Origin of the sequence: Mycobacteroides sp. H001 (assembly GCF_001440005.1) — a bacterium.
In the GTDB taxonomy this organism is placed as follows: Bacteria; Actinomycetota; Actinomycetes; order Mycobacteriales; family Mycobacteriaceae; genus Mycobacterium; species Mycobacterium gwanakae.
Map to the genome: position 1 here is coordinate 101,230 of NZ_LJYH01000029.1, position 26,368 is coordinate 127,597.

The window sequence follows — 26,368 nt, forward strand, 5'->3', positions numbered from 1 at the left end:
GCAGAATGTGGACATGATTGCTGCCCGGTTCCTGCCGCCAGTGCTGCTCATCTGCTCAAACATCTTCATGACCTTTGCCTGGTACGGGCATCTGAAATTCAAGGATCACCCGTTGTGGGTGGTGGTGCTCGTCAGCTGGTTCATCGCATTCTTCGAGTACTGCCTGGCAGTTCCCGCGAATCGTCTTGGCAGTGAGGTGTATTCGGGCGCCGAACTCAAGGCGATGCAAGAGGTCATCACGCTGACGGTGTTTCTCGGTTTCGCGGTGTGGTACCTGGGGGAGAAGCTCACCCTGAATCACCTGGTGGGGTTCGTATTGATCGCCGCCGGGGCCTACTTCGTATTCAACGGCCCGTTCGGATAGAGACACCATTTCTTGACTCATTCCAGAAAAGGCGCATACTGGTGAGGTGACCGCAGTACAGCCCCCCGCCCCAGCCGCTGCATTGCGCAGGGCGGGACTGCGTGTCACGGCTCCGCGCGTCGCGGTTCTGAACGCGATTGCGGCGCATCCACATTCAACCGCAGATGTCATCGCGATGGTGGTGCGTGCCGATCTTGGGAAGGTGTCCACACAGGCCGTCTATGACGTGCTCAAGGCCTGTGTGAGCGCCGGGCTGGTGCGACGTATCGAACCGGCTGGTTCCGCGGCGCTCTTTGAGACGCGTATCGGCGACAACCATCACCATCTGGTCTGTCGCCGTTGCGGTGCCGTCACCGATGTGGACTGCACCGTCGGGCATGCGCCGTGCCTGGAGCCGTCACACACCGCGGGGTTCGTGGTCGACGAGGCCGAAATCGTGTTCTGGGGCCTGTGCCCCGAATGTCAGCCCAATTAATCAGGTTTCGAGGAGGTTTTCATGTCCATCCGTACAACCACGAACACCGGAATCGCAGTGGAGAGCGACGATGAGTCGTTGACCGCGGGCATCCAGGGCCCGGTTCTGTTGCATGACCACTATCTGATCGAAAAGCTTGCGCAGTTCAACCGGGAACGCGTTCCCGAGCGCATCGTGCACGCCAAGGGTGCCGGCGCGTACGGAGAGCTCGTCGTCACCGCGGACGTCTCGAAGTACACCAAGGCCAAGCTGTTTCAGCCGGGTGCGAAAACAGCGTCACTGGTGCGCTTTTCGACGGTGGCAGGCGAACAGGGAAGTCCCGATACCTGGCGTGACCCGCGTGGTTTCGCCATCAAGTTCTATACCGAGGACGGCAATTACGACCTGGTCGGTAACAACACCCCCGTCTTCTTCATTCGCGATGCCATCAAGTTCCCGGACTTCATCCGCTCGCAGAAGCGGTTGCCGGGATCAGGATTGCGGGACCACAACATGCAGTGGGATTTTTGGACGCTGCGTCCCGAGACGGCACACCAGGTCACCTGGTTGATGGGTGATCGCGGGATCCCGAAGAACTACCGCCACATGAACGGATACGGCTCGCACACCTATCAGTGGGTCAACGCAGAGGGGGAGCGTTTCTGGGTGAAGTACCACTTCCGGACCGATCAGGGCCAGGATTTCCTGACCCAGCAGGAAGCGGATGCACTCGCCGGATCCGACGCCGACGCACATCGTCGCGATCTGTGGGATGCGATCGAGCAAGGCAATTTTCCGAGCTGGACCCTCCATGTGCAGATCATGCCGGTGGCCGAGGCACAGGGATACCGGTTCAATCCGTTCGATCTGACCAAGGTCTGGTCCAAGAAGGACTACCCCTTGATCGAGGTCGGCAAGTGGACGCTCAATCGCAACCCGGGGAACTACTTCGTCGACATCGAGCAGGCTGCCTTCGAACCATCGAATATCGTTCCGGGAATAGGCTTCTCACCCGACAAGATGCTGCTCGGCCGGGTGTTTGCCTACGCCGACGCACATCGGTACCGGATCGGCACCAACTATGCGCAGTTGCCGCCCAACGAGGCGCGGGCCGCGACCGTGAATTCCTACTCCAAGGAGGGCGCGATGCGATATCACTTCAATGATCCCGAGGTTCCGGTATACGCCCCCAACTCTTTCGGGGGTCCGCATGCCGATCCGCAGGCAGCGGGCGACCTGGGGGTGTGGGATTTCGACGGCACCGCCGTGCGTGCCGGGTATGTCCAGCACGCCGAGGACGACGACTTCGTCCAAGCCGGAACCTTGGTCCGTGAGGTGCTGGACGATGAACAGCGCGCGCGGCTGGCGAGCAACATCGTGGGCCATGTGCTGGGCGGCGTCAGTGAACCCGTGCTGTCCCGGGTGTTCGAATACTGGAAGAACGTAGATCCGGAGCTGGGCAAGGCCGTCGAAGAGGGTGTTCGCGCCGGTCTCGACGCGCAGTAGGGGAGTTCTTGGATGGCGCCGGTTCTCTTCAAGGGGGCCGGCGCCATCCGTATGCTCGTCGTATGTCCAATGAGGCCGTCTACACCGCAGAAGCCACGTCGACCGGGGGAGGCCGTGACGGGCATGTGCGCTCGTCGGATGGCCGGATAGATCTAGACACCCGAATTCCAAAAGCAATGGGCGGCAACGGCGAAGGCACCAATCCTGAGCAGTTGTTCGCGGCCGGGTACTCGGCGTGTTTCTTGAGCGCACTCAATCTGGTGGCGCGTATCGCGAAGGTGCAGCTCGACCCCGCGACATCGATCACCGCGAAGGTGGGAATCTCCAAGACCCCGGAGGGCGGATTCGATCTGTCGGCCGAGCTGGATGGCTACCTGCCGGGGCTGTCCCAGGAGGTCGCCGATGACCTGTTGGAGCAGGCGCATGAGGTGTGCCCGTACTCCAACGCGACCCGCGGCAACATCGAGGTGACGGTCAAGGCGCGGGTCTGATGCGCGGGTTCGTCGTCGCGGGGGTATCGGCGCTGGCCTTGGTGTTCGCGCCGGCGGCCCAGGCGGTTGGCCCGGATGCCGTCGTGCTTAAGCCCAAGGTGGTGAATTCGATCGTCGGCACCGAGCTTCCCGTCATCCGGACTGTCGAATCTCCGACGGCCGGCTATCAGGTGAGCGAACCGAGTTGTCTGAGCTTCGTCGATGTGGGGCTGGACGAGGTGTTCAACGGTAACGGCGAATTGGCCGAGTATCGCGGGCAGACGTCACGGAAATCAAATTCGGACACAACGTATTCCGTGAAGCAGGCGGTGGGGGTTTTTCAGCGCCCGATCGCCGCGGTGGATCCGGTTGTCGCGCTGTTGTTCATGGACAACTGCTACGGCGTACCTCTGGATGTGACCGATGGTCAGGGTGCGCGGGAAACATGGACCATCACCAAGGGCAAGTCGGGAGACACCACGGCCAGCTGGTCGATGGCCAGCGCCACCGGGGCTACTTGCTACGTGCAGATGCGTGCGAAGCGCGAGGTGTTATTGCAGGTGAAGGCGTGTGTGCCGAAGAATGGCGAGAACATCGCCGCAGCCCTCGCCGATGCCATGGAGGGACGGGCATGACCATCAAGATCGCCTCGGCGGTGACTACTGCGACGGTGGTCGCGCTCGCGCTGGCCCCCGTTGCGGGAGCTCGTCCATCCGATCCGGGCGTCGTGAACTATGCGGTGCTCGCGCGCGGATCGGTGAGCAATGTCCTGGGGGCGCAGCTCGGGTCGCATAGTGAGTTCACCCAGCCGTTCCAGGCGTTCTCGGTGGATATCCCCGAATGCAACAACTGGTCGGATATTGGGCTCGATGAGGTGTACGCCGATCCGGATCTGGCCTCGTTCCGGGGTGCGACGACGCAAGACTCGGCCACGGATGCAACGCATTTGGTCAAGCAGTCGATCGGGGTGTTCGCCAACAACGATGCCGCTGACCGCGCATTCCATCGAGTGGTGGACCGCACTCAAGGATGCTCCGGTCAGACGGCCACCTTGCTCCTGAATGACGGCCGACGCGAGGTGTGGACATTCACAGGACCCGCGGCCGGTGCCGCCGACGCCGCGTGGATGAAGGAGGAGGCCGGTCTCGACCGTCGCTGCTTCAACCAGACCCGCAGGCGCGAGAATGTGTTGCTTCAGGCCAAGGTCTGCCAGCCGGGGAACGGCAGCCTTGCGGTGAACGTGCTGGCCAACACGATGCAAAACGGCCTGGGCCAGTAGGGGTAGGTGTGGGGGGATTGCTTCTTTTTCTGGGGCTTATCGTCGTCCCGTTTTTGTTGTGGTCGATTTTTGATCCGAAGAGCCAGTGGCAGGTGCTGTCTTCCTGGAAATACCGGAACCCCGAAGCCAACGAGCCCAGCGAGGCCGCCTACGCGATGACGCGGATCGGCGGTGTTGTGGGTCTGGTCGTGCTGGTGGTGGTTGGGTACAAGATGGTGCAGGCCGACCGGAAGTATCGAGATCTGATGCCGCCGGCCAGCTCTGCGTCGATCACAAGCGCGCTGGATAGTTGAGTGTGCGGATCGTGTCGACATCCGGCCGGAAAGCGACACGATCCACACACTCGATTGGTCCTTACACCGACGCGGCGGCCTCATTGAGTTCGTTGAGCGTGTTGGTGGCCTCCAGGTACTCCTGGACCCAACGCTCGATGACCGCGGCCGACTTCTCCACCTTGGTGAACTGGCCGACGACCTGGCCGATCGGGTTGAAGGCGACGTCGATGGTCTGATCCGGGAACTTGTGAGTGGCTGCCACCGCCATCCCGGAAACCATGTACTGCAAGGGCATTCCCAGCGGTTCGGGATTGCCCTCGGTCTGCCAGGCCTCGGTCCAATCGTTCTTGAGCATCCGGCACGGCTTGCCCGTGAAGGACCGGCTCCGCACGGTGTCGCGGCTGGTGGCCTTGACGTAGGTGTCCTGTTGCACCGCGGTGTTCTCGGCCTCCTCGACCATGAGCCACTGCGAGCCGCTCCATGCGCCCTGCGCACCCATGGCCAGCGCCGCGGCGATCTGGTAGCCGCTGCCGATACCCCCGGCGGCCAGCACGGGCACCGGTGCGATCTCCTTGACCACCTGCGGCCACAGCACGATCGAGCCGACTTCACCGCAGTGGCCGCCACCCTCGCCGCCCTGGGCGATGACGATGTCCACCCCGGCGTCGGCATGCTTGCGGGCCTGCTTGGGCGAACCGCACAACGCCGCGACCTTGCGGCCGGCGTCGTGGATGTGCTTGATCATGTCGGGCGGCGGGGTGCCGAGCGCGTTGGCGATGAGCGTCATCTTGGGATGGCGCAGCGCGATCTCCACCTGGGGGGTCGCGGTGGCTTCGGTCCAGCCCAGCAGTTGCAGGGCGTTGTCGTTGCCCTCTTCGACGGGTACTCCGTGGTCGGCCAGCAGCTTGCGGCCGAAATCCAGATGCTCCTGCGGAACCATCGACTGGAGCATCTTGGTGAGCTCTTCGGCCGACATGTTCGCGTCCATGCCCTCGTACTTGTTGGGGATGACGATGTCGACGCCATAGGGATGGTCACCGATGTGCTCGTCGATCCAGTTCAGCTCGATTTCGAGCTGTTCGGGGGTGAATCCGACGGCGCCCAGCACGCCGAAGCCACCGGCCTTGCTCACCGCGACGACGACGTCCCGGCAGTGGGTGAAGGCGAAAATCGGGAACTCGATACCGAGTTCGTCGCAGATCGGGGTGTGCATGACTTCTCCTTGGGTGATGGGAAGAGGGGCAGGCGGATGGCGGGATGGGGTCCCGGCAGCGGACTAGTAGGAGGGTCTAAAAACTGGAACGTGTTCTAGTTTAGAACAGGTCCTGCACGCCCGTCCGGCGGCTTCCCTACACTCACGCTGACCTAATCGCACGAGCCGGGAGTAGCCAGCGCATGTTTCCGCATATGGGAGTGCCGGACGCGGCCAATACCGCCTGGGTTCTGACGAGTGCCGCGCTGGTGCTCCTGATGACCCCGGCGCTGGCCTTCTTCTATGGCGGCATGGTGCGCGCCAAGAGCGTCCTCAACATGATGATGATGTGCTTCTCGGCCGTCGCCGTGGTGTGGGTGCTCTGGGTGGCCTTTGGGTACTCGATGGCGTTCGGTACCGACATCGGTGGCGGACTACTCGGCGATCCGTTCCAGTTCGCCGGATTGCAGCATCTGTTCGAGGGCGACTACAAGGCCCCCTCGGTGCCGCTGTGGGGCCCGACCAACATTCCGGCGCTGGTGTTCGTCATGTTCCAGGCGGGGTTCGCCATGGTGACGGTGGCGCTCATCGCGGGTGCGGTTGCCGACCGGATGCGCTTCCTGCCGTGGATCGCGTTCACGGCACTGTGGGCAACTCTGGTGTACTTCCCGGTGGCGCACTGGGTATTCGCGGTTGAGGGCACCACTGCCGACAAGAGCGGATGGCTCGCGAACTTGGGCGTCCTCGACTTCGCGGGTGGTACGGCCGTGGAGATCAATTCGGGTGCTGCCGGATTGGCGCTGGCCATCGTTCTTGGCAAGCGGCGCGGATGGCCGCGCGAGGCCATGCGCCCCCACAACCTGCCTGCCGTCATGCTCGGTGCCGGGCTGCTGTGGTTCGGCTGGTTCGGGTTCAACGCCGGTTCGGCGTTGGCCGCCGATGGCACCGCCGCGATCGTCATCGCCAACACCCTGGGTGCGGGCGCCATGTCGATGGCAGCCTGGCTGCTGGTTGAAAAGGTCCGGCACGGCAAGCCCACCTCATTCGGTGCGGCCTCGGGCGTCGTCGCGGGTTTGGTGGCCATCACGCCTTCGTGCGCCGCGGTCACGCCCATCGGCGCGCTGGTGATCGGTGCGGTGGCCGGTGCGGTGAGCTCTCTCGCCATCGAACTGAAATACCGTCTGGGATATGACGATTCGCTCGACGTGGTAGGTGTGCACCTGGTGGGTGGCGTGGTCGGTACGTTGATGATCGGTGTTGTCGGCAGTGCCGCGGCCCCCGCCGGTGTCAATGGGCTGCTGTACGGCGGCGGGTTGCATCAGTTCTGGCTGCAGCTGGTGGGCGTGGCGGCGGTGCTCGCCTACTCGGTTGCGGTCACCGGGGTCATCGGGCTGGGCCTGCGCCATTCCATGGGCATTCGGTCGCATCCGCAGCACGAGTCCGATGGTCTCGACGACGCCGAGCACGCGGAGTCGGCCTATGAGCTGGCCACCACCCGCGGTGGTGGGCTCATCAACCCGGGGCTCTGAATCTGCCGATCCCGGGTAGAAATCGTCCGACCCGGGATCCGTAGTCGCGGTAGGTCTTGCCATGTGTCGCGAGTAGATACGGCTCTTCGACCACCCGCACCTGCAGTTCGATCGAGGCGGCGAGCAATACGAAACCGCTGAGGGCCAACAGGTTCGGGGTCATGAGGACCGATCCGGCCGCGAAGGTCAGCATTGCCGTGAAGATCGGGTTGCGCACCCAGCCGAAAACGCCGCTGCTCACCAACGTGGTGGTCTCACGGGTGTCGACGCCAATCCGCCACGATTCGCCCATGGTCTGCTGCGCCCCGATTGTGGCGACGATTCCCGTTGCCGCCAGTGCGATCCCCGCGATCTGAAGGGATCGATGATCCAGCGCGGGAAGGGGCGCGATAAGTCCCGCCAGCTGCAGGATGGGTGCGAACAGGGCGGCGATTATCGCGGCGATGAATCCCACCCCCGCGAACCATTCGCGTGACCCGGGGCGTCCGTGGAATCCGCGGACGCCGGTGGAGCCGGTGGCTCGCCACTGTCGGTAGCTCTTCCAGCCCAGCCCGGCGGCGATGAAGACCAGATAGACGACGAGCGCTGCCACGGCCATGAACTTCCCTCCATTAATGCATACATTCGCATGGAACAATATTTCGAGAGGAGTGTCAATAACCCAGGGGGTCATTCCCGCTGCTCGTCTAGGCTCCTGCGGTTATGAGGTCTGTTCTGGGGGTGGCGTCGGTTCTTTGTGTGCTGGCGATGGCGGCGTCGTCGGGCACCGCCTCGGCGAATCCTGACGAGTTACCGGTGCTGGTGGACGCGCTCCCCGGTCTGATGCTTGAGCCCGGGGACGTGAGTCCCGTCATGGGGTCCGGCATGTCTGTGTCCGGAGATTGGGCCGGGCTGGTGTCGGACCGGACCGACAGACCCGAATGCGGCAGTGTGGTTTTGGCGTCGGCAGCCAGTTACGAATCCTCCAATTACTTGTCTGGGCGGTACCGGTCATTGACGGACGGGCCGAGCTGGACGCGCTTGGTGGACCAGAGCATGGTGATCTTTCCCGAGTGGTCGGATGCGACGAACTTCGCGCTCGGTGAGGCGGATCGCTGGCGGGCCTGCGAAAACCAGCGGGTCACTTCGCTCCTGCCGCAACCTGACGGAAGCACGCGTCGTGAATGGGTGCAGCTTCGCAAGATCGTCCAGGTGCAGGAGGTTCTGGTGGTCGGGTACGCGTGGCCGACGGATTACGGCGGAGCCATGTACTGCCAGCACGCGCTCGCGCCACTACGGAACGTGGCTATCGACGTGCGGGTTTGTGGTCAGCGCGACGGGAACCGTGCACTCGACCTCATCCAGGCCCTGCTGCCGTGGGTGGCTCAGGCGTAGGAACACTCAAAGATGCTGTGACAAAACCTCTCTCGGGTAGCCTCGATGCGTGCCCGACAGAGATGGCCTCGTCGTCTGCGGCGAGACGCTGGTCGACGTGGTGCCCGCGGCCGACGGATTGTGGCGCTCGGTACCAGGCGGTGGTCCGTACAACACCGCGATCGCCGCCGCCAGGCTTGGCACGCGAACCGCTCTTCTCACGCAGGTGTCTCACGACGTCTTCGGGCGCCGGTGCATCGACAACCTGACCGCGGCGGGTGTCGACGAGTCGTTGGTGATACGTCATGACGTTCCTACGACATTGGCCATCGCGGAAGTCGACGAGCTGGGTGTCGCCCAGTACCGGTTCTATTGGCAGGGAACCACCAATAATGTTGCTCCACCATCGCTTCCTGTTGCGGCGCTCGCGCCGGTGGCGGTATGGGCGGGCTCGATCGCCAGCGTCCTCTGGCCAGGGCGCGAGGCGCTGCGGGCCTGGATAGTCGAGCACTATTCGGACGCTCCACTCATTTTCGATGTGAATGTGCGCCCAACGCTCCTGGGCGACCGCCAGACGTATATCGAGCGCATCACTTCGTGGCTGGCTCTCGCGGAGGTGGCGCGGGCCAGCACCGAAGACCTCCAGTTCCTGTACCCGGGCGTATCGATCGCGGGTGTGGTGGGCCGCTGGTTCGATGATTACCCCCGCATCCGGATCGCGTTGATCACCTGCGGTGCGGCGGGCTCGCTGGCCTTCCGGCGGGGCGAATCCTCGCCGCTGCGCATCCCCGCCCACCAGGTCAGCGTTGTGGACACCGTCGGTGCCGGGGACACGTACACCGGCGCCTTCCTTGACGGGTTCTATCAGCGGCGGCTTGAGCTGTCCGAGGCGCTGCACCGTGCGGCGGTGGCGGCGGCGATCACCTGCACCCGTTCCGGAGCACAGCCGCCCGATTCGGCTGAGCTGGCCAACGAGCTGCGCCGCATCGGGTCCTAGAGTTCAATACACAAGAATCGGGGGCCGAGGCCAGGGGGTGAGCATGCGATCAGTGGTGGGGGCACTGGTGGCGGTACTCGGCGTCCTGCACCCGGCTGTCGCAGCCGCCGAACCATCGCCCCATGTGCCGCCTTCGGCGATCGACCGCCTGATGCTCACCCAGCGAGAGGCCGAACGGGTGATGGGCGTGGCTCTGCCCAATGTCCAGCGGCAAAGTGCCACCTTCGCATTGGATACCGATCGCCCGGACTGCGGAAGTGTGGTGTTGGCTTCGGTGTCGAGCTATGACAGGTCCCCTTACGTGGCCGCGCATTCCCAGGCACTCTGGGATCACGCCGGCTGGTTCACCCTGGTCGATCAGAGCGTGGCCGTCTTCGGCACCGATGCGGAGGCCCGCGACTTCGCGCACAGCGAGGCCGATCGCTGGCGGGCGTGTGAACATCAGACCATCAACGTCTCCGAGCTGGCCATCGATGGCACCACTCTGGTGGCGACGGTGGATATTCGGGATGTCACGCAGGTCGACAACCTGCTCGCGGTCGGCTATTCACGGAACGATTCGGCGTATGCGTCATGTCAGCATGTGCTTCTCAGCGAGCGCAACGTCACCATTGATATCCGAACGTGCTCAACGGTTTCCAAGAGTGACGGTGAGCGGGCATTCGAATTGATGAAGATCGTCGGTCCACGAGTGTGGGAGGCATAAGTCATGAGAGTTCCGGCATGGGCGGTCGTGACGACGATGGCGGGGATGCTTTTGGCGTCACCCGCGCATGCGGATCCGGGTTCGATCGTGCCGCCCGCCGCGATCGATGACCTGATGGTGACGCCGCAAGAGGCGTCGTCGGTGCTGGGAGTTGGCTTCCCGACGGTCAATCGGCTCAATGCGCTGCCAGATCTGTCGACGGACAGACCCGATTGTGGCAGCGTGGTTCGCGCGTCCATCGCCACCTACGACCGCGCGCCGTACATGGCCGCGCATGACCAGCAGCTCGAAGATGCGGCTCCGTGGACCGTCCAGGTCTCGCAAAGCGTTGCGGTCTTCCCCTCTGACGACGAGGCCCGCGACTTCGCTTCCAGTGAAATGGATTTGTGGCAGCGGTGCGCGAACCAAACAGTGCGTGACGGCTTCCAGTGGCGATACATGATCAGTGCGCTGCGCCGTGATGATGACGCGATCGTCGGTCCGTACGTGATGATCGCCGATAACGGAGTGCGTAAGGCCTGTACGCATCTACTGGTCAGAGTCCGTAACACCGTGACTGACATGCGGACATGCTCGGACGGTCCCGAGCGTTACGAACGTGTTTTGCGCATCACCAGGATCATCGGGCCCCGCTACGAAGCGGCCCGAACACGCACCGCGCGAAGGGGATTGACGGACGTCTGCAGGTCGGCCACCTCGGGACCTGCCTGTGCCACCGCGAACCGATACAGGTCCGCCATGCTCGCGGTGCTGCCGGCAATGGTGCCGTCGGGCAGCCGCGCCTCGCCAGCTGCGACGGTGACCGGCAGCTGGCCCAATTGATAAGCACCATCGGGCATTCCGGCGGCGCACATCGCGTCGGTGACAAGAGCGATTCGGTCTGGTCCCACTGCGGCCAGCACCGTTCGGTAGATCGCGGGGTGGATGTGTACGCCATCGGCGATCAACTCGATGGTCACCGCCGGGCTCTCCAGGAGTGCCGGGATGGGGCCGGGCTCGCGATGGTGGATCGGGCGCATGGCGTTGAACAGATGAGTGGCGACGGTGGCACCGGACGAAATGGCCTGCAAGGTCTGCTCATACGTGGCATCGGTATGCCCCACTGCCGCCACTACGCCGCGCGCGACAAGCAACTCGATCGCCGGGATGGCGCCCGGGAGCTCGGGCGCGATGGTGACCATCCGAATATGCCCGGCGCCCGCGTCCAGTAGCCGCTCGAGCTCGGCAAGGTCCGGTTCGCGCAGCAGCCGCGGATCGTGAGCTCCGGCATATCGCGGCGACAGCCAGGGGCCTTCCAGGTGTATACCGGCGATACCCCCGGTGCCCGCCGTGCCGGCAAGCACGCGCACGGCGTTGAGCAGGTCATCGGGCGCCAGAGTCACCAGGCTGGCCAGCATGCCGTCGGTGCCGTGGGACCGATGCCATTCTGCGGCAGTGTGATTGGCGTCCGGATTGTCTCCAAATGATGCGCCGCCACCGCCGTGCACGTGCATATCGAAGAATCCGGGCACTGTCATGTCAGAGCGTTTCGGTCACCTTGGATAGACCTCGTGGTACATCAGGGTCTTCTCCGCGGCCGATCGCCAATTGCAGGGCAAGCAGCTGCAGCGGAATGATGGCCAACATGGGCGAAAGCTCCTCGAGCGTCGGCTCCAGGGTGACGCCCAGCCCGGTGGCTGCCACCGCGTCCGCCGATCCCACGCAGCACACATCGGCTCCGCGTCCGGCCAACCGGTGCAGCACGTCGTTCATGGCCCGGCCGCCAACCCCATCGGGCACGATCGCGATCACCGGTACCTGCGGATCGATCATGGCCAACGGGCCATGCAACAGATCTGCCCCGGAGAATGCCTGGGCAGAAAGATAACTCGTTTCCATCAGCTTGAGGGCGGCTTCGCGTGCGGTGGGGTATGAGTAGCCGCGACCAGTGGTGACCAGGCGTGAGGCGAAGCGGTACCGGGTAGCCAGCTGCTGCACCACGGCGCTGTGCAGGATTTCCTCACCGCGTTCCGGGAGCAGGGCGGCCGCGGTGTTATCGCGGCCCGCCACATCGGTGAGCAGCAGATACAGCGCCAGCAATTGCGCCGTGTACGACTTAGTGGCCGCAACCGCCAGTTCAGGGCCGGCCAACACGTCCACGTGGTGTTCGGCAGCGGTGGCCAGCGCAGATTTCGGGGCGTTGGTCACGGCAACGGTCAGCGCTCCCTGCTCGCGTGCCACCGACAGCGTCTGCACCAGGTCGGGGGAGCCCCCCGATTGACTGACTCCGATTACCAGCACACCCGAAAGATCGGGCCGCGCACCGTAGGTCGTCATGGTCGAAGGGGAGGCCAGACCGGCCGGGACCTGCAGGATGATCTCGGTGAGGTACTTGCCGTACAGCGCGGCGTGGTCGCTGGTGCCGCGCGCGACGAAGAGCACGAAGCGGGGCCGGTAATCGACGATCTTGGCTGCTACCTCCGCGATGCCTGATCGGCCCTCCGAAAGCAGCCGCCCCCATACGGCAGGCTGTTGGCGGATCTCGTCAGCCATATGCGTCCCCGCGGTCATGCCTTCTCCAATCCGTCGACATCGACCCCGGCCAGGGCCAATGCTCCAAACACCGGTTCGCGTTGCAGCACAGCGATATCCGAAACACCGGTGCTGCGTGTACGTTCGATGATATCGGCGACGAGGCCCGGTTGGTTGACCAGTAGGCCCCCGCCGAGTACCACAGGCAGTCCAGGGCCCAATCGTAGGCAGACACCCTCGATCAAGGCGGCCAAGTCGATGGCTGTTTGCCTGGTGATCACCTGTGCGGCGTCATCACCTGCCGAGGCGAGGTCGAAGACAAGCCCTGCCATCTTGGCCCAGTACCGGCGTTCGGGGTGGGCATAGAAATGATCCAGCAGCTGTGCGGGCTCGGTGACACCGCACTCTGTGGTGAACCGTTGCGAGAGCGCGTCGGGAGGATCGCCCCGATCGGACAAAGAGAGAGCGTGCCGCACAGCAGATCTGGACACGCCGTAGCCGCTGCCGTCGTCCCCGAGCAGGTAGCCCCAACCGCCGACTCGCGCGGTCGCGCCGTCGCCGCGTTTCCCCCAGGCCACCGATCCGGTACCGGATATCACCGCGATGCCGGCCGTGAGGCCACCCGCCGCCAGGATGAGCTGCGTATCGTGCACCGCGGTGATGTCGGCGTGAGGTGCATACGGTTGCAGCAGCCGAATCAGGGCCTGCGCGCCCTCGGGGGTATCCACTCCGGCCGACCCGGCGCTTACGCGGGAGACATCGTCCCGGTTCAACTCGGAAAAGATGTCTGCGAAAACGGTTTTCGCCTGCTCCTCGCTCACCGACTGCAAATTGGCGCTACCTGCCAGCGCCTCGCCGATCACCTTGCCGTCCGCGACGGCCAGTGCGCGGGTCTTGGACCCGCCGATATCTATCCCAACTACTACGCCTCGGGCCACTTGCCTCCGCTTTCCCAGAAATGCCGGATCTCCTCAAGGTTGCGGCCCTTGGTTTCCGGTGCCAACAGATAGACGAACACGAGGGCGGCCAACGCCAGAGCGCCGAAGACCCCGAACGCCACGGTGCCGCCGAGTGCGGTTAACAACGTCAAGAAATACATGGAGACAACGGCATTGGCCACCAGGTCCGAAGTCAGCATGGCGCTGGCCCCGTAGGAGCGCAGCCGTGCCGGGAAGCTCTCGCCCGCGTACACCCACACCAGCGAGCCGAACCCGAAGGTGAAGCCCACCGCGATGAGCACGATTCCCAGGAAGCCGAGAACTGTCAGCACGCCGCCGAATGATGATCCACCGATTGCGAATACGGTGACCAGCAGGGCGTCGGCGATGATCATGATGGTGATGCCGATCATGAGGATGGGACGGCGGCCCATCCGGTCGATGGTCGACATGGACACGAATACCGCCAGCAGCGCTGCCACCTGAACGAGCGCGGGCAGACCGAGCTTGGCGAAATATCCGGACATGCCCATCGCCTCGAAGATGCGAGGCCCGTAGTAGACGACAGCGTTGATGCCGGTGATCTGAATGAAGAACCCAAGGCCGACAACGAAAAAAGTTGCTCTGTTGTAGGGCGGCGTCACCATCTCTTTGAGTCGTGCCAGCACCGAACCACCGCCTTCGGACCGCAGGGCGTCGGCGATCTCATCGAGCTCGTGGTCGACGTCGATATCGGGATCCACCGTGGTGAGGATCTCGCGTGCCCGTGCGCGGTCGCCACGCATCATGTACCAGCGAGCCGTATCGGGGAGCTTGCGCAGGGCGATCAATACCAGCACGGCGGGGATGGCTGCCAGACCCAGCATCAGTCGCCAGCTGCCCGTTGACGACAACGCCCAGGCGATGAGGTACCCGGCGATGATCCCTGTTACGCAGGCCAGTTGGTAGAGCACCAGCATCGAACCCCGGATCTTGGTGGGGGAGGACTCGGCGACGAATACGGGAACCACCACCACCGACACACCCACCGTGAGCCCGAGCAAGAATCGCGCAGCGACCAGGGTGTTCAGGTCGACGGCCAGTGCGGAGAGCAGCGAGAAGATTCCAAACGTCGCCGCCACCAGGACCATTGACCGTTTCCGGCCGATCTTGTTGGACAGTGGGCCGCCGATGAGTGCGCCCACGATCTCGCCGATCACCACCGCGGTGGCGGCCACCTGCTGGTCATTGGTGGACAGATGTAGATCGTCGGTCAGGAACAGCAGCGCACCCGCGATGTTCGAGGAGTCGTATCCGTAGATGACACCCACCGCTGCGGCCGTCACGGCCACCATCAGACCCAGACGTGATGTTGAGCGGAGGTCGGTGATCAGGCTCATCCCACGTATTAGACACTGAGGATGCGGCAGGCACGGGTTATTGGAGGTGGCGGTGAAGATCGGTGTTGTTGCTCCGGTAGAGCTCGGGATGACCGCGGAACCCGACAAGATCCTCGAATTCGCGCGTGCCGCAGAGCGGCTGGGATTCACGGAGATCTCCGTGGTGGAGCATGCGGTCGTTATCGGAGACACGCAGAGCACCTACCCGTACTCACCGACCGGTCAGTCACACCTGTCCGATGATGTCGACATCCCCGACCCGCTGGAGCTGCTGTCGTTTGTCGCGGGTGCCACCACGACACTGGGTCTTTCCACCGGGGTGCTGGTGCTACCCGACCATCACCCCGTGGTGCTGGCCAAACGTCTGGCGACCCTGGACCGATTGAGCCGGGGGCGGCTGCGGGTCTGCCTGGGAGTCGGATGGATGCGTGAGGAGATCGAGGCGTGCGGGGGCGACTTCGACCATCGCGGCGCGGCTACCGATGAAGCCGTCGCGGTGATGCGCACACTGTGGTCAACCGATGGGCCTGCTGCATATGACGGGGATTTCTACCGGTTCCACAACGCCTATTCCTACCCCAAGCCTATTCGGCCACAAGGTGTTCCGCTGTACATCGGTGGGCACAGCAAGGCCGCGGCACGGCGCGCGGGGCGGCTGGGCGATGGCTTTCAACCGCTGGGTCTAGTTGGTGAGGAACTGTCGGCCGCGCTCAATGTCATGCGGGCCGCTGCTACGGATGCGGGTCGAGATCCCGCGGGTATCGACCTCGTACTGGGGCATGGTCTGCATCGCGTGGACCAGGCGGCGCTGGAGCAGGCGCACCGGAGCGGTGCGGGAAGAATCCTGCTGTCCGCGTCGCGGCGCGCCACGACGCTGGAAGCGGTGCTCGAGGAGATGGCCGCGTGCGCTAGCCGACTCGAACTGGCCGGTCCTCGCTGAACACCACGACCGGCTCGCGGCGGGTGAAGAGCCAACCGGCGGCTCCGCGCTCATAGGTGTCGAGGTAGCGGACGGCCATCACGTTGTCGTGATGCTGGTCGCCGCGCAGGTAGATGTGGTGGGCCATGCAATAGACCTCGCCCGTCGCGGCGTCGCCGCGGACTGCGGCCGTCTGCTGGCCCACGAGGTGATACGTCGCATGCAGCGGCGTGAGGGCCGCGACAATCGAATCCGCGATCGCCTCGCGGCCCCTCAGGGCTGCCGAATCACCTGTGCGTAGCAGGGCCGGGGGCCGGATCAGTTCGGCGTCAGCCGAGAACAGTGCGACGAGCGCGTCGACGTCGCGGCGGTCCGCGGCGCTGGCATACCGGGCGACGAGATCCTGGATGGCGAGTCGGTCATCGGTCACGGATACAAAGACTATGGGGCCTCGATCTCCCAACCAACTGATCGGTTAGGGTGCGGCTCATGGATATCAATGGTGTGTCTGCAATCGTCACGGGTGGCGCCTCGGGTCTGGGTGCCGCAACTGCTCGCCTGCTCGCTGAGCAGGGCGCCAAGGTCGTCATCGCCGACGTCCAGGACGAAAAGGGTGAGGCTCTGGCCAAGGAACTCGGTGGCGCGTTCGTGCACACCGATGTCACCAGCGAGGCCGACGGTATCGCCGCCGTCGACGCCGCCAAGGAGCTGGGCCCGGTGCGCGTCCTCATCAACTGCGCGGGCGTCGGCTGGCCCGGCCGCACCATCGGCAAGGACGGGCAGTACGCCTCGGCACACTCGCTGGACATCTTCTCCAAGGTCATCGGTATCAACCTGATCGGCTCGTTCAACCTGATCCGTCTCGCGGCCACCGCGATCAGCCAGGAAGAGCCGGTCGACGAGTTCGGTGAGCGCGGCGCCATCGTCAACACCGCCTCAGTCGCGGCGTTCGACGGCCAGATCGGCCAGGCCGCCTACTCGGCGTCCAAGGGCGGAATCGTGGGCATGACGCTGCCGATCGCGCGTGATCTGTCGGTCGTGGGCATCCGTGTCAACACCATCGCGCCGGGTCTCATCGACACCCCGATCTACGGTGAGGGCGACTCCGCGCAACAGTTCAAGGACCGCCTGGCACCGAACGTGCTCTACCCGCAGCGCCTGGGCAACCCCGAGGAATTCGCCTCGCTGGCGCTGGAGCTCGTCACCAACAGCTACATGAATGCCGAGACGATTCGCATCGACGGCGGAGCCCGCCTCCAGCCGAAGTAGCGCTACTTGTCGGTGGCCTATGGAACATTGGAGAGATGGCCACCACTTCGACAGTGGAGACACTGTCGAACGCGGACGAGGCTGCCGAGCACATCGCTCGGCAGTCTTTCGCCGACGCACATGTCGGCACGGTCGGGCTGGAGCTGGAATCTCATACCGTCGAGCTGACGGCTCCGCACCGCAGGGTCGGCTGGAATCGGCTGCATGACATCGCGGAGACCGTTCACGATCTGCCCGGTCGCAGCGCGATCACCTTTGAACCGGGTGGGGCCGTCGAACTCTCCGGACCCCCGCACGCAGATATCTGGTCGGCGATCTCGTCGATGCGGGCCGATCACTCGATCCTGACCTCGACATACCGTGGCGCCGGGATTGCGCTGGCCAGCTTGGGCACCGACCCGCTGCGCACCCCCGAACGCGTCAATCCCGCAGCACGGTACGGCGCCATGGCGGGCCATTTCGGTGCTGCTGGTTTCGGTGAGACCGCGCTGCAGATGATGACCTGCACCGCGTCATTGCAGGTCAATCTGCAGTCCGGGACACCGCGGCAGTGGCGGGACAGATTTGTGCTGGCGCAGCGGATGGGTCCGACGATGGCGGCGCTCTCGGCCTCCTCGCCGATGCTGGCCGGTCGGCGTACGGGGCGGCGAAACACCCGACAGTGGATCTGGGACAACCTGGACCCGCGACGCTGCGCCCCGGTCGAGATCGGCGCCGACCCGACCGAATCCTGGGTCAGATACGCGTTGCGAGCACCCGTCATGCTGGTGCGAAACAAGGACGGCGCCGATGCGGTTGTCACCCATGTGCCGTTCCAATCCTGGGCTGACGGGACCGTGCGGCTTGCAGGGCGCGCTCCCACCACCGACGACCTCGACTATCACCTGACCACGCTGTTTCCTCCGGTGCGACCGCGCCGCTGGTTGGAGCTGCGGTACCTGGATGCCGCACCGGATTGGTGGTGGCCCGCGCTGGCATTCACCGCGGTCGCCGCGCTCGACCATCCGCAGGTCGCCGATATCGCCGCGGAGACGGTCGAACCCGTTGGTGACGCGTGGGAGACGGCATCGCGAGCCGGCCTGGCGGATCCCGCCCTCCATGCGGCCGGGCGTCGGCTGGTGGCGGCGGCGTGCGCGGTGGCGCCGTCCGAGCTGGCCGCGGATATGGCCTTCCTATTGGAGCGTGTCGAAGAAGGCCGATGTCCCGCCGACGACTTCATGGACAATGTCGCGGAATACGGTGTGGAGCAGGCATTCTCGGGGGCGACTCAGTGATCCGGGAAGAGTTGGCGCGCGACCTCGAAGCCGCGCGTCTGCGCACGCTGACCATCACCGATCATGACGATGCCGAGCTCCATCGTCAGTACGACCCCCTGATGAGTCCACTGGTGTGGGACCTGGCGCATATCGGACAGCAGGAAGAACTCTGGCTACTGCGCGACGGTGATCCGCAGAAACCGGGAATGCTGCCCGGCGACATCGAGTCCCTGTATGACGCGTTCCGTCACACCCGGGCCAGCCGGGTGCAGCTGCCGCTGCTTTCCCCGGCACAGGCACGTTCCTTCTGTCACGAGGTGCGAGGCCGGGTTCTGGACCGGCTGGAGGCACTGCCCTCCGACGGATCGGCACGTTCGGACGAATTCACCTACGCCATGGTGCTCAGCCATGAACATCAGCATGACGAAACCATGTTGCAGGCCTTATCGATTCGTCGCGGGGCTGCCCTGCTGGAGCGCGTGGACCCGTTGCCGCCGGGGCGCCCAGGAGTGGTGGGAACCTCGGTGCTGGTGCCGGCGGGTCCATTCGTACTCGGCGTCGACGCGATCGACGAACCGTTCGCGCTGGACAATGAGCGCCCCGCACATGTGGTGGATCTCCCGAGTTTCCGGATCGGCACGGTTCCGGTGACCAACGCCGAGTGGTCGGCATTCATCGCCGACGGCGGATATCGGCGCGAGGAGTTCTGGACCGAGGCCGGATGGACACATCGATGCATGGAAGACCTCACGGCGCCCAAGTTTTGGAACCGCGGCGGAACGCTGACGCGGTTCGGGCGTGAGTTGCAGAGAGTGCCCGATGAGCCGGTGCAGCACGTCACCTTTCACGAGGCGCAGGCCTACGCCGCCTGGGCGGGCGCGCGATTGCCGACCGAAGCCGAATGGGAAAAGGCCTGTGTCTGGGATCCGGAGGTCAATGTGCGTCGGCGATTCCCGTGGGGCGAGGACCTCCCGAGCCGTGACCGGGCCAACCTCGGGGGAGGTGCCCTGGGACCGGCCCCGGTCGGCGCCTATCCGGCATCGGCGTCGCCTTATGGTGCTGAACAGATGCTTGGCGACGTGTGGGAGTGGACCACATCACCACTGCGGCCCTGGCCCGGCTTCACCCCGATGATCTACCAGCAGTACAGCGAGCCGTTCTTCGAAGGTACCGGGGCAGGTGACTACCGCGTACTGCGCGGGGGCTCATGGGCGGTGTCCCCATCGATCATGCGGCCCAGCTTCCGCAACTGGGATCATCCGATCCGCCGGCAGATCTTCAGCGGCGTTCGTCTGGCCTGGGACGTCTAGCATGTGTCGTCATCTGGGCTGGTTGGGTGAGCCACGGAGCCTGGCGTCGTTGATGCTGGAGCCGCCGCATGGCCTTGAGGTGCAGTCGTATTCACCACGACGCCAAAAGCATGGTCTGGTAAACGCCGACGGGTGGGGTGCCGGGTTCTTCATCGACGGGGCACCCCGTAGATGGCGTAGTGCACGTCCGCTGTGGGGTGATGCATCCTTCGCTTCGGTGGCTCCGGTGTTACGCAGCGGATGCGTGGTGGCTGCGGTTCGGTCCGCGAGTGCCGGAATGCCCATCGACGAGTCCGCCGCCGCCCCGTTCACGGATGGAACCTGGCTGTTGTCGCACAACGGGATTGTCGATCGCGGCGCGGTGGGCCAGGTGTCGGGTGCGGAGTCGGTGGTCGATAGCGCGGTGCTGGCGGCCCGGATCTTCGCGTCGGGCCTGGAGAACCTGGGAGAGACGGTTCGGCAGGTCGGCGCCGCGGATCCATCAGCGCGACTGAATATTCTGGCGGCCAACGGAAATGAGTTGATCGCCACGACCTGGGGTGACACCCTGTCGATTCTGGAGGCCGCCGACGGTGTGGTGGTGGCGAGCGAACCGTACGACGACGACCCGTCCTGGGTCGACATCCCGGACCGGAGATTGGTGCGGGTACGCGATGGGAAGGTAGAGGTGGCGCCACTATGACCATGACTCTGGAGAATCACCTAGCCTCTGGTGCGGCGGCCGAGGCGCTGCGCCGTGATGTCCGGCAGGGTCTGACCGCAGATGCGAAATCGCTTCCTCCTAAATGGTTTTACGACGAGGTGGGTAGCGATCTGTTCGACGAGATCACTCGGCTGCCGGAGTACTACCCAACGCGGACAGAGGCTGGCCTACTTCGTACTCATGCGGCCAATATCGCGTCGGCTTCGGGTGCCGACACCCTGGTGGAGCTGGGTAGCGGCACCTCGGAAAAGACGCGGATGCTGCTCGACGCGTTGGCTCCCAAAACGTTCATCCCCTTCGACGTGGATTCCGGTGTGCTGCGCGCGGCGGGGGATGCTCTGGTCGCCGAGTATCCGGGGATGCGGGTGCGGGCCGTGTGTGGCGACTTCGAGCAGGACCTCGGGCGGATTCCCCGGGAGGGCCGGCGTCTCGTCGTCTTCTTGGGATCCACGATCGGAAATCTGACCTCGCAGCCGCGTGCACGATTCCTGGTCGATGTCGCGGACACCCTACAACCCGGCGAAATGCTTTTACTCGGAACTGATTTGGTGAAGGACACCGGCCGCCTGGTGCGTGCCTACGATGACAGCGCCGGTGTGACGGCCGCTTTCAATCGCAATGTGCTGGCGGTGATCAATCGTGAACTCGATGCCGATTTCGACCTGGAGGCTTTCGAGCACGTCGCATTGTGGAACGGTGACGAGGAACGCATGGAGATGTGGCTGCGCTCCGTGCGCGACCAGCGGGTAACCATCGAAGCTCTGGATCTCGTCGTAGATTTCGGGGCGGGGGAGATGATGTTGACCGAGGTGTCGTGCAAGTTCCGGCGGGAGGGTGTGGCACGGGAATTGGCCGCTGCGGGCCTGCGCCAGACCCATTGGTGGACAGATGATTCCCATGACTTCGGACTGTCGCTGGCGGTGAAACAGTGAGCTTGGGTGAGGTGTGGCGGCAGGTCCGGCCACCGGTTCTCGGTCTGCACCTGGATTCGGCCGCCTGCTCACGGCAGAGCGTTGACACCATTCGGGCGGTGGCTCAGCATGCCGAACACGAGGCGCAGATCGGCGGATACGTGGCGCAGGAAGCCGCGGCCCCGGTACTCGAGGCTGGACGTGCGGCAGTACGTCACCTGACGGGCATGCCCGAGGCACAGGTGCAATTCACCACCGGCGCCGCCGATGCCCTGCGTACGCTGCTGCAGTCGTGGCCGGTCGATGCCGGACGGGTTGTCGCCTGTCTGCCCGGTGAATTCGGCCCGAACCTGATGATCATGAACCACTTCGGATTCACTCCGGTGTGGTTGCCTGTCGACGGAGACGGCCGCGCCGATACTGACGGGATCGAGGGGTTTCTACGCCGCGAGAAGGTAGACCTGGTGCATTTCACCGTTGTCGGCAGCCACCGCGGCACCGTGCAGCCCGCCGCCGACGTAGTCGCGTTGGCGCGCGCGGCCGGGGTGCCGGTCGTTGTCGATGCCGCGCAGGCACTGGGACATATCGATTGCACGTTCGGCGCCGACGCCATGTACGCACCATCACGTAAGTGGTTGGCCGGTCCGCGTGGTGTGGGCGTGCTTGCCGTCAATCCAGCTCTTGCACATCTGATTCCGCAATGGGCCGGCCATATCGAGGCACATGTCGCGGGCTGGGTGGGGCTGTCGGTCGCGGTGGGGCAGCATCTGGCGGCCGGTCCCTCGGAGGTTCAGGGCGCGTTGGCTAAGCGTGGACGGGCGGCCCGAAAGATCCTGGGAGAACTCAACGATTGGCGAGTGGTGGAGTCGGTGGACGAGCCCAGTGCCATCACCACACTGGAGCCCATCGGGGACATTGACGTCGTCGCGGTGCGCGCGCACCTCATCGAGGAGCATGGGATCGTGGCGACCGCTGCTGAGACCGTGCGAGCACCGTTCGAGATGACCAAACCGGTGCTGCGGATCAGCCCGCACGTCGATGGCACCGATGAAGAGCTGGAACAGTTGGCCGAAGCGTTGGCCTAGTCCTCGCAGCGTAGATCTGGGGCTTCTCCAGCACTTTTCCGGCGCAGATGACCTATCTGATGCGAGTTCGGGTATAGGCGCGGCGAAATGTAGGTAGTCGGCTACTCGTGCCTGGGCCGGGAGTTCGATGCCACCGTAGCTTTGCCCGCGCGGTGCGGGTGACGCTATCGAACAGGCAAGGACTTCTCATGAGTAACTGGCAGTGGATGGGTAATCACGCGGATGCTCCCTCGGCGGTGGAAGCGGCCAATCAAGCAGGGTGCGGCGCCGGTGAGGTGGTCTTCGAAGTGAATGACAACGGCACCGTGGGACTGTACATATACCTCAATGCTGTAGGCAGCGTGAAGAAGTGGCGCTGGATGGGTAATCATGCGGACGCTCCCTCGGCGGTAGAAGCGGCCAATCAGGCAGGATGTGGTGCCGGTGAGGCGGTCTATGCGGCCAATGATGCCGGGACGGTCGGGCTCTATCTCCTCAGATAAACGCGCGCGGTGAAACCGGATAGATATTCCTGAAAGGCAAAGGCGTGCAAGAGAATATACCTCCTTTGGATCCCCTGCCAACCTGCAGGACGATCGATGAAGTCGTTGCCGCGATCGACTCGATCATCATGTGGTCAATCGGGGTATCAAGCAGGCTCGGATACTTCGCGGCGCTGTATAAGAGGATCACTCTCGCGGTCGGCGTCGCGATTGAGCAACATGTGTTCCAGGATGGCGTACGGATGGAACGGTTCGATGTGGAATTCGCCGAGCGCTATTTCGCTGCGTTGAATGGTTACTTCCACCCGGGTCGGTACGGCAAACCCGCGCACTCGTGGCAGGTGACATTTGATTCGGCTCACCTGGAGCAGCCAATCCTGGTGCAGCACATGCTCGCCGGGGTCAATGCGCACATTGGTCTCGACCTTGGAATTGTTGCCCAGAATGTCGCCGGTGGTGCCCAGCTGCAGTCGCTGCGCGAGGACTTCAACCGGCTCAATGCGGTGCTGGCCAGTCAGGTGAACGGCGTGGTGGGAGACATCAACGAGTTGTCTCCGGTGTTGGCCGACTTGTATGCGGTGCTCCAGGAACGTCAGATCGCGGTGATCAACGAATCGGTCAAAGCATTTCGCGATAGCGCTTGGCGGTTCGCCGCGGTGCTGGCCGCCGTGCCGGACGTTCTCGATCCGGGCGTGATCCTGGCGCGCGATCTGCAAATCGCACAGCAGGGGGCGCTGGTCTACAGTCCGCCCGCCCCAATGTCCGTGTTTGTCAACGCGATCGCTGCACGGGAGAGCCGCGATGTGGTGGCCAATCTGCGAGTGCTGGATCGAATTGCGGAGACACCGGCGCCGATATGCACCGTGATGTGATGCGGCACGGCATGTTTAGATCAGCTTCCAAGTGTGCACCGGTTCATTGGAATGCATGTGTTCGCAATACATCCGGAGCATCTCGCTGAGCGCCGCCTTGCGAGTCAACCCACGCTCTTCGAGCGCGCCGACGGTGTGGGTCTGCCAGGCCGCGCCGTTGATGCCCGATTTCGCTCGCGCCTCAATGACACCGAGGTAACGATCACGCACCTCGGTGGCCACCCCCCAGCGTTGCAATCCTTCGTGTGCCATGGGCAGCAGGTGCCGCAGCGTCAGTTCATCGGCCGTGATCTCGCCGACGCCGGGCCAGTACATTCTGGCTTCTGCGCCACGCCGGGCACCCTCCAGGAAATTGTCATGTGCCGCAGCGAAAGTCATCTTCGTCCAGACCGGACGATCATCCTCGGACAGGGCTCGAAGCGCGCCGTAGTAGAACGCGGCATTGGCCATCACATCGATCACCGACGGCCCGGCGGGCAGTACGCGATTTTCCACGCGTAGATGCGGTGTGCCGTCGACGACGTCGTAGATCGGGCGGTTCCAGCGATAGACCGTTCCGTTGTGCAACCGCAGTTCCTGAAGTCGAGGCGCCCTCCCCGCCGCGAGCTCGGCCACCGGGTCCTCATCGGAGATCTCTGGCAGCAGCGATGGGAAGTAGAGGACGTTCTCTTCGAACAGGTCGAAGATCGAGGTGATCCAGCGCTCGCCGAACCACACCCGTGGGCGCACCCCCTGCACCTTGAGTTCCTGGGGCCGGGTGTCGGTGGACTGCGTGAAGAGCTCGATGCGCGTCTCCGCCCACAGGGACTTGCCGAAGAAGAACGGTGAGTTGGCGGCCAGCGCCAACTGAGGGCCCGCCAGCAGCTGGGCGGCGTTCCAGTTGGCGGCGAAGTCGTCGGGGGCCACCTGCAGATGCAGCTGCATGCTGGTGCACGCCGACTCCGGGGCGATGGACGGCGACCTGACGCTGAGCCGTTCTGCACCGGTGATGTCGATCTGCATGTCCTCACCACGGGCGTTGAACACCGCGTCGTTCAATGCCCGGTATCGGGAGGACGGGCTCATCCACGCGCCGTCCAGATGTTCGGGCATGACCGTTGGCAGGATGCCGATCATCACGATGTGGGCGCCGCGCTCGCCGGCCCGCTGCTCCGCCGCGTTCAGGCTCGTGCGCACGTCGTCTTCGAGTTCCAGGGCCGCCGAGCCGGGGAGTGCGCGGGGCGGCACATTGAGTTCGATGTTGTAGGCGCCCAGTTCCGTCTGAAAGGCCGGATCGGCGATCGACGCGAGGACTTCGGTATTGGTCATCGCCGGCTGGTAATTGCCGTCGACGAGGTTGAACTCGATCTCCATGCCGGTCAGCGGTCGTTCGAAGTCGAATCTGGATTCCGACAGCATGGTCTCGAACACGTCCAGACAGTTCTGCACCTTGGTGCGATAGGCCCGGCGGTGCTCACCGGTGAACTGGGTGCGTGCGACTTCGTCGCCCATGGGTCGTATTCTTCCCCACCAGGGGGCTAGGACCTGGTGATTCGCCCGTACGCGGCCCCGGACGATTCGGCGAAAAAAGGTTGAAAAACATGGAACCAAATCAGCAGCAGCGCCGTCGTATCTGATCAGAGGCACAATCTGGCGACGAACCGCGCCATCGTGTGCGTGTGGGACCGGTTCCTTGGGGAGGTATCTATGAGCGACATCATGAAGGCCAACGGTGCCGAGATGGCTCGGCTGGCGAGTCGCGTCGCAGGACGTGCGAAGGATGCGTTTCCCGATGTTGATTTCGAGGCGGCGGCCAACGCGGTTGCCGGTACCGAGTTCGCTGAGGTGCTGCGGGCCGTCAGTGCGGCACTTAAACGCGCCGGGGGCGGTGCGTCCGAACGCATCGAGGGCATTTCACACTTTGTTCAGACCAGTTCGGGCTCGTTGACGGGCCAGGACGCCGCTAACGGCAGGCAGGTCACCAGGGCCGGAGAGGTCAGGCTGTGAGACCGACGATTTCGCAGCTACGTGGGTGGGATGTCGCCAACCTGGACGCTGCCGCGAAGGCCATCGAAGATGCCAGCAAGAACCTGGACCTGTCCATCGACGGAGTGGTCCGCGATCTGGACTCGGCAGAGTCGTTCTGGAAGGGCAAGTCCTTCGCGGCGGCGTATGACCAGGCATCGAGCGAGCAGTCCTCGACCAACCGGCTCTCGTTCGCGATCGGCAATGTGGCCGAGGCGGTCCGTGGCGGGCACTCGGCACTGACTGCGGCGCGTGACAAGGTGATGGCGCTGGTGGACGAGGCCAACGCGAAGGGCCTGCAGGTTGCCGACGACGGCACGGTCACGGCTCCGCAGGGCAACAGGGATCTGCAGGCCGAGGCCCGTCGGCTGACCGACGCGATTCGTCAGGCCCTGAAGTCGCTTGAGGAGGCCGATCGCGCCTCGTCGAATGACCTGCGCAAGGCATCGGAGACGGTCGACGCGGAGCACAAGGCGGCCAGCACGCAGCCCGCGGCGTTCGTACCGGCCAGCAGTGGCGGTGCGGCAAGCGGCTCGATGCGGGCCGGCAGCAGTGGATTCGGTGGCGGCAGCGGCGGTGGCGGCGGTTTCGGTGGGGGCCATGG

At 64.3% G+C, this 26,368-nt stretch carries 28 protein-coding genes and 3 pseudogenes; 23 read left to right on the forward strand and 8 right to left on the reverse strand.

Annotated features, from left to right (window positions below; genetic code table 11):
- The first annotated feature begins 13 nt into the window (after positions 1-13).
- The 7 genes and pseudogenes from AOT83_RS12720 (at position 14) to AOT83_RS12750 (ending at position 4,453) form a co-directional block, all read left to right on the forward strand.
- Positions 14-364: a DMT family protein gene (locus tag AOT83_RS12720; RefSeq protein WP_030095976.1), complete on the forward strand. Its 351-nt coding sequence runs from the start codon at positions 14-16 to the stop codon at positions 362-364.
- Between the two features lie 46 nt (positions 365-410).
- Positions 411-839: a Fur family transcriptional regulator gene (locus AOT83_RS12725; RefSeq protein WP_030095975.1), complete on the forward strand. Its 429-nt coding sequence runs from the start codon at positions 411-413 to the stop codon at positions 837-839.
- Between the two features lie 21 nt (positions 840-860).
- Positions 861-2,324, forward strand: a complete 1,464-nt coding sequence (locus AOT83_RS12730; protein WP_057963564.1) for a catalase — start codon at positions 861-863, stop codon at positions 2,322-2,324.
- A 62-nt stretch (positions 2,325-2,386) separates the two neighbouring features.
- Positions 2,387-2,815, forward strand: a complete 429-nt coding sequence (locus tag AOT83_RS12735; protein ID WP_030095973.1) for an organic hydroperoxide resistance protein — start codon at positions 2,387-2,389, stop codon at positions 2,813-2,815.
- Positions 2,815-3,429 carry a sensor domain-containing protein gene (locus AOT83_RS12740; RefSeq protein WP_057963565.1) on the forward strand — a complete coding sequence of 205 codons (615 nt, stop codon included), beginning with the start codon at positions 2,815-2,817 and terminating at the stop codon, positions 3,427-3,429. Before AOT83_RS12735 ends, AOT83_RS12740 begins: the two co-directional genes overlap by 1 nt.
- Positions 3,426-4,073, forward strand: a complete 648-nt coding sequence (locus AOT83_RS12745; RefSeq protein WP_057963566.1) for a sensor domain-containing protein — start codon at positions 3,426-3,428, stop codon at positions 4,071-4,073. The genes AOT83_RS12740 and AOT83_RS12745 overlap by 4 nt, the downstream gene beginning before the upstream one ends.
- Before the next feature lie 8 nt (positions 4,074-4,081).
- Positions 4,082-4,453: pseudogene (locus AOT83_RS12750) on the forward strand (DUF6199 family natural product biosynthesis protein).
- Here the strand turns inward: AOT83_RS12750 and AOT83_RS12755 are convergent.
- Complete coding sequence (locus AOT83_RS12755; protein ID WP_030095970.1) at positions 4,428-5,561, reverse strand: nitronate monooxygenase family protein; 1,134 nt, start codon at positions 5,559-5,561, stop codon at positions 4,428-4,430. The pseudogene AOT83_RS12750 and the gene AOT83_RS12755 overlap by 26 nt on opposite strands.
- Positions 5,562-5,743: 182 nt before the next feature.
- Between AOT83_RS12755 and AOT83_RS12760 the strand changes: the two genes are divergently transcribed.
- On the forward strand, positions 5,744-7,069 hold the full coding sequence (locus AOT83_RS12760; protein WP_030095969.1) for an ammonium transporter: 1,326 nt from the start codon (positions 5,744-5,746) through the stop codon (positions 7,067-7,069).
- Here the strand turns inward: AOT83_RS12760 and AOT83_RS12765 are convergent.
- Positions 7,053-7,667, reverse strand: a complete 615-nt coding sequence (locus AOT83_RS12765; protein WP_057963567.1) for an isoprenylcysteine carboxylmethyltransferase family protein — start codon at positions 7,665-7,667, stop codon at positions 7,053-7,055. The two genes, AOT83_RS12760 and AOT83_RS12765, sit on opposite strands and share 17 nt — an antisense overlap.
- Positions 7,668-7,789: 122 nt before the next feature.
- On the opposite strand from AOT83_RS12765, the gene AOT83_RS12770 reads away from it, so the two are divergent.
- The 4 genes and pseudogenes from AOT83_RS12770 to AOT83_RS26850 all read left to right on the forward strand — a co-directional run.
- Positions 7,790-8,443 (forward strand): sensor domain-containing protein, encoded by a 654-nt coding sequence (locus AOT83_RS12770; protein ID WP_057963568.1) that lies wholly within the window; start codon positions 7,790-7,792, stop codon positions 8,441-8,443.
- Positions 8,444-8,492: 49 nt separating this feature from the next.
- A complete protein-coding gene (locus tag AOT83_RS12775) occupies positions 8,493-9,419 on the forward strand; it encodes a PfkB family carbohydrate kinase (RefSeq protein ID WP_057963569.1) in 927 nt (308 codons plus the stop codon).
- A 43-nt stretch (positions 9,420-9,462) separates the two neighbouring features.
- Positions 9,463-10,125 carry a sensor domain-containing protein gene (locus tag AOT83_RS12780; protein WP_057963585.1) on the forward strand — a complete coding sequence of 221 codons (663 nt, stop codon included), beginning with the start codon at positions 9,463-9,465 and terminating at the stop codon, positions 10,123-10,125.
- A 3-nt stretch (positions 10,126-10,128) separates the two neighbouring features.
- Positions 10,129-10,770: pseudogene (locus AOT83_RS26850) on the forward strand (sensor domain-containing protein); the annotation flags it as partial.
- Here the strand turns inward: AOT83_RS26850 and AOT83_RS12790 are convergent.
- From AOT83_RS12790 to AOT83_RS12805, 4 genes are read right to left on the reverse strand one after another with little or no spacing between them, the layout of a single operon-like run.
- Complete coding sequence (locus tag AOT83_RS12790) at positions 10,758-11,642, reverse strand: amidohydrolase family protein (RefSeq protein ID WP_057963571.1); 885 nt, start codon at positions 11,640-11,642, stop codon at positions 10,758-10,760. The pseudogene AOT83_RS26850 and the gene AOT83_RS12790 sit on opposite strands and share 13 nt — an antisense overlap.
- Before the next feature lies 1 nt (position 11,643).
- Positions 11,644-12,657 (reverse strand): SIS domain-containing protein, encoded by a 1,014-nt coding sequence (locus AOT83_RS12795; RefSeq protein ID WP_030095962.1) that lies wholly within the window; start codon positions 12,655-12,657, stop codon positions 11,644-11,646.
- 14 nt (positions 12,658-12,671) lie between these two features.
- Positions 12,672-13,574, reverse strand: a complete 903-nt coding sequence (locus AOT83_RS12800) for a BadF/BadG/BcrA/BcrD ATPase family protein (RefSeq protein WP_101312319.1) — start codon at positions 13,572-13,574, stop codon at positions 12,672-12,674.
- The gene (locus AOT83_RS12805) at positions 13,559-14,953 is read right to left on the reverse strand and encodes a sugar porter family MFS transporter (RefSeq protein ID WP_046252276.1); all 1,395 of its coding nucleotides are present in this window, start codon (positions 14,951-14,953) and stop codon (positions 13,559-13,561) included. Before AOT83_RS12805 ends, AOT83_RS12800 begins: the two co-directional genes overlap by 16 nt.
- Before the next feature lie 52 nt (positions 14,954-15,005).
- Here AOT83_RS12805 and AOT83_RS12810 point away from each other — a divergent pair, with 52 nt between their 5' ends.
- Positions 15,006-15,893, forward strand: coding sequence for an LLM class F420-dependent oxidoreductase (locus tag AOT83_RS12810; RefSeq protein ID WP_030095959.1), 888 nt, complete (start codon positions 15,006-15,008; stop codon positions 15,891-15,893).
- Here AOT83_RS12810 and AOT83_RS12815 read toward each other — a convergent pair.
- The gene (locus tag AOT83_RS12815; protein ID WP_030095958.1) at positions 15,862-16,302 is read right to left on the reverse strand and encodes a nuclear transport factor 2 family protein; all 441 of its coding nucleotides are present in this window, start codon (positions 16,300-16,302) and stop codon (positions 15,862-15,864) included. The genes AOT83_RS12810 and AOT83_RS12815 overlap by 32 nt on opposite strands.
- Positions 16,303-16,361: 59 nt before the next feature.
- Between AOT83_RS12815 and AOT83_RS12820 the strand changes: the two genes are divergently transcribed.
- From AOT83_RS12820 to AOT83_RS12855, 8 genes are all read left to right on the forward strand, one after another.
- The gene (locus AOT83_RS12820; RefSeq protein WP_030095957.1) at positions 16,362-17,141 is read left to right on the forward strand and encodes an SDR family NAD(P)-dependent oxidoreductase; all 780 of its coding nucleotides are present in this window, start codon (positions 16,362-16,364) and stop codon (positions 17,139-17,141) included.
- Positions 17,142-17,176: 35 nt separating this feature from the next.
- Positions 17,177-18,415, forward strand: a complete 1,239-nt coding sequence (gene egtA / locus AOT83_RS12825; RefSeq protein WP_030095956.1) for an ergothioneine biosynthesis glutamate--cysteine ligase EgtA — start codon at positions 17,177-17,179, stop codon at positions 18,413-18,415.
- Positions 18,412-19,707: an ergothioneine biosynthesis protein EgtB gene (egtB, locus tag AOT83_RS12830; protein ID WP_057963572.1), complete on the forward strand. Its 1,296-nt coding sequence runs from the start codon at positions 18,412-18,414 to the stop codon at positions 19,705-19,707. Before egtA ends, egtB begins: the two co-directional genes overlap by 4 nt.
- Position 19,708: 1 nt before the next feature.
- Positions 19,709-20,389 (forward strand): ergothioneine biosynthesis protein EgtC, encoded by a 681-nt coding sequence (gene egtC / locus AOT83_RS12835; RefSeq protein ID WP_057963573.1) that lies wholly within the window; start codon positions 19,709-19,711, stop codon positions 20,387-20,389.
- A gap of 2 nt (positions 20,390-20,391) precedes the next feature.
- Positions 20,392-21,342 (forward strand): L-histidine N(alpha)-methyltransferase, encoded by a 951-nt coding sequence (gene egtD, locus AOT83_RS12840; protein ID WP_198530408.1) that lies wholly within the window; start codon positions 20,392-20,394, stop codon positions 21,340-21,342.
- On the forward strand, positions 21,339-22,406 hold the full coding sequence (gene egtE / locus AOT83_RS12845) for an ergothioneine biosynthesis PLP-dependent enzyme EgtE (protein WP_057963575.1): 1,068 nt from the start codon (positions 21,339-21,341) through the stop codon (positions 22,404-22,406). The genes egtD and egtE overlap by 4 nt, the downstream gene beginning before the upstream one ends.
- Positions 22,407-22,594: 188 nt before the next feature.
- On the forward strand, positions 22,595-22,888 hold the full coding sequence (locus tag AOT83_RS12850; RefSeq protein WP_030095951.1) for a hypothetical protein: 294 nt from the start codon (positions 22,595-22,597) through the stop codon (positions 22,886-22,888).
- 65 nt (positions 22,889-22,953) lie between these two features.
- The gene (locus tag AOT83_RS12855) at positions 22,954-23,760 is read left to right on the forward strand and encodes a DUF5995 family protein (RefSeq protein WP_232784528.1); all 807 of its coding nucleotides are present in this window, start codon (positions 22,954-22,956) and stop codon (positions 23,758-23,760) included.
- 15 nt (positions 23,761-23,775) lie between these two features.
- Here AOT83_RS12855 and AOT83_RS12860 read toward each other — a convergent pair whose 3' ends face one another.
- Complete coding sequence (locus AOT83_RS12860; RefSeq protein ID WP_030095949.1) at positions 23,776-25,251, reverse strand: glutamate-cysteine ligase family protein; 1,476 nt, start codon at positions 25,249-25,251, stop codon at positions 23,776-23,778.
- A 195-nt stretch (positions 25,252-25,446) separates the two neighbouring features.
- On the opposite strand from AOT83_RS12860, the gene AOT83_RS12865 reads away from it, so the two are divergent.
- Both AOT83_RS12865 and AOT83_RS12870 read left to right on the forward strand, forming a co-directional pair.
- Positions 25,447-25,746, forward strand: coding sequence for a hypothetical protein (locus tag AOT83_RS12865; RefSeq protein WP_030095948.1), 300 nt, complete (start codon positions 25,447-25,449; stop codon positions 25,744-25,746).
- Positions 25,743-26,368 (forward strand): annotated as a pseudogene (locus AOT83_RS12870) (hypothetical protein); the annotation flags it as partial. The gene AOT83_RS12865 and the pseudogene AOT83_RS12870, both read left to right, overlap by 4 nt.